Annotated in this window: 10 protein-coding genes; 1 reads left to right on the forward strand and 9 read right to left on the reverse strand. The window is 72.5% G+C overall.

What is annotated here, in order from left to right; genetic code table 11:
- On the forward strand, positions 1 to 732 hold a 732-nt coding region (locus GUY61_RS29750), incomplete at its 5' end, for an APC family permease (RefSeq protein ID WP_166633344.1).
- Positions 733 to 759: 27 nt separating this feature from the next.
- Here the strand turns inward: GUY61_RS29750 and GUY61_RS29755 are convergent.
- From GUY61_RS29755 to GUY61_RS29795, 9 genes are all read right to left on the reverse strand, one after another.
- On the reverse strand, positions 760 to 1122 hold the full coding sequence (locus GUY61_RS29755; RefSeq protein ID WP_166633345.1) for a hypothetical protein: 363 nt from the start codon (positions 1120 to 1122) through the stop codon (positions 760 to 762).
- A 149-nt stretch (positions 1123 to 1271) separates the two neighbouring features.
- Positions 1272 to 1664 (reverse strand): YccF domain-containing protein, encoded by a 393-nt coding sequence (locus GUY61_RS29760; RefSeq protein WP_166633346.1) that lies wholly within the window; start codon positions 1662 to 1664, stop codon positions 1272 to 1274.
- Positions 1661 to 2524, reverse strand: a complete 864-nt coding sequence (htpX, locus tag GUY61_RS29765) for a zinc metalloprotease HtpX (RefSeq protein ID WP_166633347.1) — start codon at positions 2522 to 2524, stop codon at positions 1661 to 1663. The genes GUY61_RS29760 and htpX overlap by 4 nt, the downstream gene beginning before the upstream one ends.
- Before the next feature lie 177 nt (positions 2525 to 2701).
- The gene (locus tag GUY61_RS29770) at positions 2702 to 4207 is read right to left on the reverse strand and encodes an NADH-quinone oxidoreductase subunit N (RefSeq protein ID WP_166633348.1); all 1506 of its coding nucleotides are present in this window, start codon (positions 4205 to 4207) and stop codon (positions 2702 to 2704) included.
- A complete protein-coding gene (locus GUY61_RS29775) occupies positions 4207 to 5784 on the reverse strand; it encodes a NuoM family protein (RefSeq protein ID WP_166633349.1) in 1578 nt (525 codons plus the stop codon). Before GUY61_RS29775 ends, GUY61_RS29770 begins: the two co-directional genes overlap by 1 nt.
- A gap of 3 nt (positions 5785 to 5787) precedes the next feature.
- Positions 5788 to 7779, reverse strand: coding sequence for an NADH-quinone oxidoreductase subunit L (locus GUY61_RS29780; RefSeq protein WP_166633350.1), 1992 nt, complete (start codon positions 7777 to 7779; stop codon positions 5788 to 5790).
- On the reverse strand, positions 7776 to 8162 hold the full coding sequence (nuoK, locus tag GUY61_RS29785; RefSeq protein ID WP_166633351.1) for an NADH-quinone oxidoreductase subunit NuoK: 387 nt from the start codon (positions 8160 to 8162) through the stop codon (positions 7776 to 7778). The genes GUY61_RS29780 and nuoK overlap by 4 nt, the downstream gene beginning before the upstream one ends.
- A complete protein-coding gene (locus tag GUY61_RS29790) occupies positions 8162 to 8773 on the reverse strand; it encodes an NADH-quinone oxidoreductase subunit J (protein ID WP_166633352.1) in 612 nt (203 codons plus the stop codon). The genes nuoK and GUY61_RS29790 overlap by 1 nt, the downstream gene beginning before the upstream one ends.
- An 8-nt stretch (positions 8774 to 8781) precedes the next feature.
- Positions 8782 to 9288: 4Fe-4S binding protein (locus tag GUY61_RS29795; protein WP_243766852.1), on the reverse strand; the 507-nt coding region annotated here is incomplete at its 5' end.

Below are 9288 nucleotides of genomic sequence, written 5' to 3' on the forward strand. Positions count from 1 at the left end.
GAGGCCGGGCGGGCGGCCCCGTCCGGGGCCCCGGCGGGCGGGGTGCTGGAGGCGGCGGGGCTGCTGTTCTTCGCCTTCGCCGGGTACGCGCGGATCGCGACGCTGGGCGAGGAGGTCCGCGACCCGGCGCGGACGATTCCTCGCGCGATCCCGCTGGCTCTCGGTATCGCGCTGGTCGTGTACGCGGTGGTGGCGGTCTCGGTGCTGTCGGTGCTGGGCGCGAACGGGCTCGCGTCGGCCGCGGCGCCCCTGTCCGAGGCGGTGCGCGAGGCGGGCGTGCCCGGGCTTGTGCCGGTGGTGGGGGTGGGTGCGGCCGTGGCCGCGCTGGGTTCCCTGCTGGCGCTGATCCTCGGCGTCTCGCGCACCACGCTGGCCATGGCCCGGGACCGTCACTTCCCGGGCGCCCTGGCCGCCGTGCACCCCCGCTTCCGGGTGCCGCACCGGGCGGAGCTCGCGGTGGGCGCCGTGGTGGCGGTGGTCGCGGCCGCGGTGGACGTGCGCAGCGCCATCGGCTTCTCGTCCTTCGGGGTGCTGGTCTACTACGCGATCGCCAATGCCTCGGCGTGGACGCTCGGTTCCGGTGTGCTGCGGCGGGCGCTTCCCGCGACGGGGCTGGCGGGCTGCCTGCTGCTGGCGTTCGCGCTGCCGTGGGCCTCGGTGGTCTCGGGGGCGGCGGTGCTGGCGGCGGGCGCGGTGGTCTACGGTGTGCGGCGGCGGGTCCCGGCCGGTTGAGCCCTCAAGAGCAGCGCAGCCCGGCCCTCATGTGCGGGCGCGGTACTCGGGCCAGGGCGTGAGGCCAGCGCCGGGGGCGGGACGATCGAGGTCCTGCTCGCCGTCCTCGTCGCAGAACCAGGCCGTGCCGTCCAGCCATTCCGCGAGCCACCGCGCACCGCCGGGAGCGTCCGCGCCCGCGTAGGAGATCTTGTCCGGTATCCCGGGCCGGGGCTCGGCGAGCAGGGCGGCGGTGCCCGCGCCGTGGCCGCCGCGTGCCGCCCTCGCGCATTGCCGGTCGGCGAGGGGCAGCGGGCCGCGCCGGCGGCGGGAACGGCCGCCACGGCCCCGGGGCGGGTTGATACGCACGTGGGTCTCCACGGGGGCCGGCAACTGCTCTGTCTCGGTCATGGGTTCATGATGCCGGGCACCACTGACAATGGGACCGGGGCCGATCGGGCCCGTAACGGGGACCGATCGGGCCGGGATGCGGGCCGGACGGGCCGGGAAGCGGGCCCGCGGGGGATCCGGGACGGTGCGCGCCGCGGCGGGCGCCCGCGTCAGCGCGCCCCGAACGCCTCGTCCGTGCGGACGATCTCACGGCCGAGGGGCAGCAGGGACACCGGGATCAGCTTGAAGTTGGCGATGCCCAGCGGGATGCCGATGACGGTGACGCACAGGGCGATCCCGGTGACGATGTGACCCAGCGCCAGCCACCAGCCCGCCAGGACGAGCCAGAGGACGTTGCCGACGCAGGAGGGCGCTCCCGCGTCGCGGCGTTCGACCGTCGTATAGCCGAAGGGCCACAGCGCGTAGAGGGCGATGCGGAACGCGGCGATGCCGAACGGGATGCCGATGACGGTGATGCACAGCAGGACTCCGGCCAGGCAGTAGCCGAGGAACAGCCAGAAGCCGCTGAGGACCAGCCAGATGATGTTCAGAATCGTTTTCATGGGCGTCGGCCTGCCATCTGTTCGAGCCGGGCGATGCGCTCCGCCATCGGCGGGTGGGTGGAGAAGAGCCTGGACATGCCCTGTCCGGGGCGGAACGGGTTGGCGATCATCATGTGGCCGGCGGTCTCCAGGCGCGGCTCGGGCGGCAGCGGCAGCTGCTTCGTGCCGGCGTCGAGCTTGCGCAGTGCGGAGGCGAGGGCCAGCGGGTCGCCGGTGAGGTTGGCTCCGGAGGCGTCCGCCTCGTACTCCCTGGAGCGGCTGACGGCGAGCTGGATGAGCGACGCGGCGAGCGGGCCCAGGATCATGATCAGCAGGAGGCCGAGCAGACCGGGTCCCTCGTCGTCGTCGGAGCGGCCTATCGGGATCAGCCAGGCGAAGTTGACGAGGAACATCACGACGGAGGCGAGCGCCCCGGCGACGGACGAGACGAGGATGTCCCGGTTGTGGACATGACTCAGTTCGTGGCCGATGACTCCTCGCAGCTCGCGTTCGTCGAGGATGCGCAGGATGCCGTCGGTGCAGCACACGGCCGCGTTCCGGGCGTTGCGGCCGGTGGCGAAGGCGTTGGGTGCCTCGGTGGGAGAGATGTAGAGCCGGGGCATGGGCCGGCGGGCGGCGGTGGAGAGCTCGCGCACGATGCGGTACAGCCGGGGCGCCTCGAACTCGCTGACGGGCCGGGCACGCATGGCCCGCAGGGCCAGCTTGTCGCTGTTCCAGTAGGCGTACGCGTTGGTGCCCAGTGCGACGACGACGGCCAGGACCAGGCCCGTGCGGCCGAAGAAGCCGCCGATGACGATGATGAGTGCGGACAGTCCGCCAAGGAGTACTGCGGTCCTCAGCCCGTTGTGCCGGCGGTGCACGGTACTCCCTCCGAATGGTGCTGCAGGGGAACCCTTGGCTTCCTGACGCTGATTCCACTCCTCAGTGGACCCTCCCGTACTGGTCAACGCCAGGCGGAAGCTCCAGGTTCCCGGGCATACCGGGGCCGGGCAGGGCCGAACGGGGGATCCGCGGGCCCGCCGGAGACGCGGCGGGAGCTACTGGAAGAGGGTTCCCGAGGCGAAGCGCAGCACCAGTTGCGGGGCTCCCGACAGGACGAGGCCGAGGGCCGCCGTGACGGCGATGGCGGCCGTCAGCGCGGCAGGGACCGGCGCCCGTACGGGCTCGCCGGCCGCAGCCTCGCCCTCGGGCGCGCGGAAGAGGAGCGCCGTCCACTGCAGGTAGTAGTACAGGGCGATCACGACGTTGACGGCCATGACGACGGCGAGCCAGCCCAGGCCCGCGTCGACCGCCGCGGAGAAGACCGTGACCTTGGCGAAGAGGCCGATGATGCCGGGCGGCAGGCCGGCCAGGCACAGCAGGAAGAAGCCGAGGGAGAGCGCCGCGAACGGCCGGGTGGCGTACAGGCCGCGGTAGTCGGCGATCCGGTTCGCGGGGCGGCCGCGGGCGACGAGGGCGGCCACGGCGAAGGCACCCAGGTTCACGACGGCGTACATCAGGGCGTAGGCGACGGTGGAGCCGATCCGGTCGCCGGTGGCGTACGCGGCGGCGGCGATCGGCACCAGCAGATAGCCGGCCTGCGCGACGGAGGACCAGGCGAGCAGCCGTACGGCGCTGTGGGCGCGGTCGGGGCGCTGGCGCAGCGCGGCGACGTTGCCCGCCGTCATCGTCAGGGCCGCCAGGACGGCCATCGCCGGGCCCCACACCTCCGCGTAGGAGGGGAAGGCGACGACGGTGACGAGGATCAGCCCCGAGAAGCCGACGGCCTTCCCGATGACCGACAGATAGGCGGCGACGGGCAGCGGGGCGCCGACATAGGTGTCGGGCACCCAGAAGTGGAAGGGCACGGCGGCCGTCTTGAAGGCGAAGCCGACGAGGGTGAGGACCACTCCCGCGTCGGCGAGGGTGGCGAGCTGCGCCGGGGCGTCGTCGATGCGGGCGGCGATCTGGGTGAGGTGCAGGCTGCCGGTGGCCGCGTACACGAAGCTCGTGCCGAGCAGGGTGACCGCGGTGGCGGTGACGGAGGAGAGGAAGAACTTCAGCGCGGCCTCGGAGGAGAGGCGGTCGCCGCGCCTGAGACCGACGAGGGCGAAGGCGGGCAGCGAGGCCGCTTCGAGGGCGACGACGAGGGTGGCGAGGTCGCGGGAGGCGGGCAGCAGGGCGGCTCCGGCGGCGGAGGCCAGCAGCAGGAACCAGTACTCGCCGGCCGGCAGCTTCGCGTCCCGGACCGTGTGGAGGGAGAGCAGGGCCGTCACCAGGGCCCCGGCGAGCACCAGGAACTGGATGGCCAGGGCGAAGTGGTCGGCGGTGTAGCTGCAGGCGGTGGGTTCGCCGGTGAGGCAGAAGGTGTTGCGGTCGCCGTCGGTGAGGGGCAGCAGGGAGAGCGTGGCGGCGGCGAGGGTGGCCACCGAGAGCAGGCCGAGGAGCGGCTTGCGGGCCTCGCTCAGGAACAGGTCGGCGACGAGGACGACGAGCGCCATGACCGCGGTGATGGTCGGCGGGGCGATCGCGAGCCAGTCGACCGACTGGACCAGGGAGCTCATCACTTGCCTCCTGCGAGGAGCTGCTGCACTGCCGGGTCCGTGAGGCCGAGGAGGACCGCGGGCCAGAGTCCGGCGATGACGGTGAGGGCGACGAGCGGGCTCCACGCGGCGAACTCGTACGTCTGGACGTCGGCCACGGCGGCCTCGCCCTCCGCCGCGGGCCGCTCGCCCATGCAGACGCGGCGTACGACGACGAGGAGGTAGGCGGCGGTGAGCAGGGTGCCGAAGCCGGCGACGGCCATGAAGGTGAGGAAGGCGGGGCGGCTGAGGCCCTCGGCGGGCTCGAAGGCGCCGAACATGGCGAGCATCTCGCCCCAGAACCCGGCGAGGCCGGGCAGGCCGAGGGAGGCGACGGCGCCGAACGCGAGCAGTGCGCCGAGGCGCGGGGCGCGGCCGTAGAGCGCGGCACCGGTCCCCTTGGCCAGGGTGTCGATGTCGGTGCTGCCGTAGCGGTCCTTGAGCGCGCCGACGAGGAAGAAGAGCAGGCCGGTGATCAGGCCGTGGGCGATGTTGGCGAACAGCGCGCCGTTGACGCCGGTGGGGGTCAGGGTGGCGATGCCGAGGAGGACGAAGCCCATGTGGCCGACGGAGGAGTACGCGATCAGCCGTTTGAGGTCGCCCTTCGAGCCCTGCTGGGCTAGGGCGAGGCAGGCGAGGGATCCGTAGATGATGCCGGTGACGGCGAAGGCGGCGAGGTACGGGGCGAAGGTGTGCATGCCGTCGGGGGTGATCGGCAGCAGGATCCGTACGAATCCGTACGTGCCCATCTTGAGCAGGACGCCGGCGAGGAGGACCGAGCCGACGGTCGGGGCGGCGGTGTGGGCGTCGGGGAGCCAGCTGTGCAGCGGGAACATCGGCGTCTTCACCGCGAGGCCGAGTCCGATCGCGAGAACGGCGACGACCTGCACGGACGCGGTCAGCGACCGGCCGTTGTCAGTGGCGAGTGCCACCATGTCGAAGGTGCCCGCCTTCAGGCCGACGAGGAGCAGGCCGAGCAGCATGACCACGGAGCCGAGCAGGGTGTAGAGGACGAACTTCCAGGCGGCGGCCCGGCGGCCCTCGCCGCCCCAGCGGGCGATGAGGAAGTACATCGGGATGAGCACCGTCTCGAACGCCAGGAAGAACAGGAGCAGGTCGAGGACGGCGAAGGTCGCGAGGGTGCCGGACTCCAGGACGAGCAGCAGGGCGACGAATGCCTTCGGTGACGGGCCGGCGGGCATTTTGAAGTACGAGTACAGCGCGCACAGGAAGGTCAGCAGCGCGGTCAGTACGAGGAGGGGGAGCGAGATGCCGTCAACACCGAGGTGGATCCGCACGTCGAGCGCCGGGATCCAGCTGATGTCGGTCGTGGCCTGCATCTTCGAGGGCTGGTCGTGGTCGAAGCCGAGGGCGAGGACGACGGCGGCGGCGAGGATCACACCGCTGACGGTCACCCCGTGGCGGAGCACGGCCTGCTCGGGTGATGTCCCCCTCAGTCCCGGCGGGGCCGGCAGGAGGGCCGCGGCGGCGCCGGCGAGAGGTCCGGCGACGATCAACGCGAGAAGGAACTGCATCACGGATTCGCTGATATCGATCACGGCTCACACTCCGGCGGCGACGAGTACGGCGGCGATCGCCAGGACGACGGAGCCGGCCAGCAGGGCGCTGATGTAGGTCTGCACGTTGCCGGTCTGGGCGCGGCGTACTGCCGTGCCGAGCCAGCGTGCTCCGGTGCCCGCGCCGCGGACGTAGGTCTCGACGACCTCGCGGTCGAGGAAGCGGACGAGCGTGGCGGCAGCGCGGACGGGGCGTACGAAGAGCGCGGAGTAGACGGCGTCGAGGTGGAAGCCGGTGGCCGCGTGGCGGTGCAGTGGGCCGAGCAGCAGCCGGCCGGGGTCCGCGGAGTCGGGTGCCGCCGCGATGTGGCCGTAGGCGGGTTCGTGGGTGGCGACGGCCGCGGCCTCGGAGACGGCGGGTCCGGCGTCCGGGCGGGCGGCGACGGCGCCGAGCGGGACGCCCGCGGCGTGGGCCGTGGTGTGGCGCCAGGCCGCGTAGGTGACGAGTCCGCCGACGAGGGCGACGCCCGTGGAGAGCACCGCGGTGGTCAGGGCCGGGGTCAGCGCGTGGCCGTCGAACCAGTCGGCGATGTACCCGGTGGTCAGGCCGAAGGCGAGTGAGGGCACGGTCAGGACCCACAGCACGGCGTTCATCACGGCGGGCTGCCTGCCGTGGTCGGGGGCCTCGGCGCCCCGGCCCCGGAAGGTCAGCAGCCACAGCCGGGTGGCGTAGGCGGCGGTGAGCAGGGCGGTGACCAGTCCGGAGACCAGGACCGTCCAGCCCGCCGCGGCCGGGACGCCCTCGGTGTCGCCGAACGCGCCGTGCTCGGCGGCGACGAGGACGGCTTCCTTGGAGAAGAAGCCCGCGAACGGAGGGATCGCGGCCAGGGCGAACAGGGCGATGGTCATCGTCCAGAACGCGTCCGGGATCCGCTTGGACAGACCGTCCATCCGGGACATGGCGGCCAGCGAGTTGGTCCCGGCGGCGTGGATGATCACGCCGGCGGCGAGGAACAGCAGGGCCTTGAAGGCACCGTGCGAGAGGAGGTGGAAGACGGCCGCGCCGCGGTCGCCGACGGCCAGGGCGCCGGTCATGTAGCCGAGCTGGCCGATGGTCGAGTAGGCGAGGACGCGCTTGATGTCGTCCTGGGCGAGCGCGGCGAGCGCCGAGCCGGTCATCGTGACGGCCGCCATCACCGCGAGCACGACGAGCGCCGCGGCCGAGGAGGTGAAGACGGGGAGGAGCCGGGCGATGAAGTAGACACCGGCCGCGACCATGGTGGCGGCGTGGATCAGGGCGGAGACGGGGGTGGGGCCCGCCATCGCGTCGGGCAGCCAGGTGTGCAGCGGGAACTGGGCGGACTTGCCCGCCACGCCCGCGAGGAGCAGCAGCGCGATCAGCGTCGGGTGGTCGAGTCCGCCGGACGTGACGGCGCCGATGATGCGGGTGATCCGGAAGGACCCGGCGTCCGCGGCCAGCGCGAACAGGCCGAAGAGGAAGGGGACGTCGCCGAGCTTGGTGACCAGGAAGGCCTTGAGGGAGGCCTCGCGGGCCTGGGGGGTCTCCCAGTAGTGCCCGACCAGGAAGTACGAGCAGATGCCCATGATCTCCCAGCCGACCAGCAGCACCATGAGGTCGCCGGAGTAGACGACGAGCAGCATCGCGGAGGTGAACAGGGAGACCAGCGCCGCGTAGGAGGCGTAGCGCGGGTCTTCGCGCAGGTAGCCGGTCGAGTAGAGCTGGACGCAGGTCGCCACCAGGCCGACCAGTACGGCGACGAGGGCCGCGAATCCGTCGATGTTCAGGGCGAGCTCGATGGGGACCGAGCCGGTGGGCGTGAGTTCGGTCGCCGCGCCGACCGGCTTGCCGCCGCCCTGGCGGACGGCCACGAGCACGGCGAGGACGGCGGCGGTGACGGTGGGCAGCACCGCCAGCGGCCTGACGAACCCGGGTGCCGTGCGGCCGAGCAGCAGCCCGGCCGCGGCGCCCAGGAACGGAAGGAGGGGAACGAGGACGGCGAGGGTCGTGGTGGTCACGCGGCGGCCTCTGCCTTCTGTGCTGCGGCCGTGGCCGGTGTTTCTCCGGTGTCCGGCGCCGGCGCCGCCCCGGGGCCGTCCTCGGCGGTGTCGCGGAGCCGGTCGACGTCCGAGCTGCCGCGGTTGCGGTGGACCATCAGCACGATCGCCAGGCCGATGCCGATCTCGGCGGCTGCGATGGCGATGGTGAAGAGGGTCAGCGCCTGGCCCGCGTGCAGGGAGTCGCGCAGCCAGACGTCGAAGGCGACCAGGTTGAGGTTGACGGCGTTGAGCATCAGCTCGACGGACATCAGGACGAGGATCGCGTTGCGGCGGGCCAGCACTCCGTACACACCGGTGCAGAAGAGGAGGGCCGCGAGCACCGCGGGATAGGCGAGATGCATCAGCCGTTGTTCCTCTCGTCTTCGCCGCGCTTGCGGGACAGGACGATCGCACCCACGAGGGCGGCCAGCAGCAGCACGGAGAGCGCCTCGAACGGCAGCACCCAGTGCTGGAAGAGGATCTCGCCGGTCAGGCGGGTGGAGCCCTGCCCGGGCGCCTCCAGGTCGATCCAGGTGGTGCGGAAGGCGTCGACGACCACCCAGACCAGGGACGCGGCGGCGGCGACGGCGACGACGAGGGCGGCGGGGCGGTTGCCGGAGTCGGCGTCCGGCGACCGGCCGATGGGCGCCCGGGTCAGCATGAGCCCGAAGAGAAGGAGGACGACCACGGATCCGACGTAGATCAGCACCTGCACCCAGGCGATGAACTCGGCGGTCAGCAGGAGGTACTCGACGGCGAGGCCGCCGAGGGCGACGACGAGCCACAGGGCGGCGTGCACCAGCTGCCTGGTGGTGACCGTCACCAGCGCGGCGCCGAGGGTGACGACGCCGACGAGGACGAACGCGACCTCGACACCGGTCGGGGAAAGGAAGCCGGGGTGGCTCGCCGCGAGGTCCGCGGAGAGGTGCCCCGGGAGCTGCCCCGGGAGGTGTCCGAGGGGTAGGGACGACATCGTGAGGCTCATTCGCCGCTCCCCTCTCCCGGCCCGGTGCGCCCGGCCTGTCCGGCTGGTCCTGCCTGTCCTGCCTGTTCGGCCCGTTCCGCCTGTTCCGCCTGTTCCGCCTGTTCCGCGGCGGCGATCTTGTCCGCCGCCTTGCGGGCCGCGGCGATCTCCTTGGGCTCCTCGGAGGCCGGGTCCAGGGCCGGGGGCTCGGGCACGGTCCACATCCACTCGCGGAGCTTGTCCCGCTCGTGGGTGAGGTCACGGATGTCGGTCTCGGCGTACTCGAACTCCGGCGACCAGAACAGCGCGTCGAAAGGACACACCTCGATGCAGATACCGCAGTACATGCAGAGTGAGAAGTCGATCGCGAAGCGGTCGAGGACGTTGCGGCTGCGCTCGCGCCGGGCCCTGTCAAGCGCCTCCCGCGGCCCCGCACCGGGCCCGCCCGAGCCTTTCCGGCAGCTTTCGAAGGGCTTTCCGGGGGATTTCGGGACGCTGTACGGCAGGCTCAGTAACCGCGTGCC

This window comes from Streptomyces sp. GC420, assembly GCF_009916105.1.
Classification (GTDB): Bacteria; Actinomycetota; Actinomycetes; order Streptomycetales; family Streptomycetaceae; genus Streptomyces.

What these genes read in the sequence shown, in the direction of transcription:
- GUY61_RS29760 (WP_166633346.1), bottom strand. Translation starts at nt 1,664, where the DNA reads ATGAAAACGATTCTGAACATCATCTGGCTGGTCCTCAGCGGCTTCTGG.
- GUY61_RS29790 (WP_166633352.1), bottom strand. Translation starts at nt 8,773, where the DNA reads ATGTCGTCCCTACCCCTCGGACACCTCCCGGGGCAGCTCCCGGGGCAC.
- GUY61_RS29755 (WP_166633345.1), bottom strand. Translation starts at nt 1,122, where the DNA reads ATGACCGAGACAGAGCAGTTGCCGGCCCCCGTGGAGACCCACGTGCGT.
- nuoK (WP_166633351.1), bottom strand. Translation starts at nt 8,162, where the DNA reads ATGCATCTCGCCTATCCCGCGGTGCTCGCGGCCCTCCTCTTCTGCACC.
- GUY61_RS29770 (WP_166633348.1), bottom strand. Translation starts at nt 4,207, where the DNA reads ATGAGCTCCCTGGTCCAGTCGGTCGACTGGCTCGCGATCGCCCCGCCG.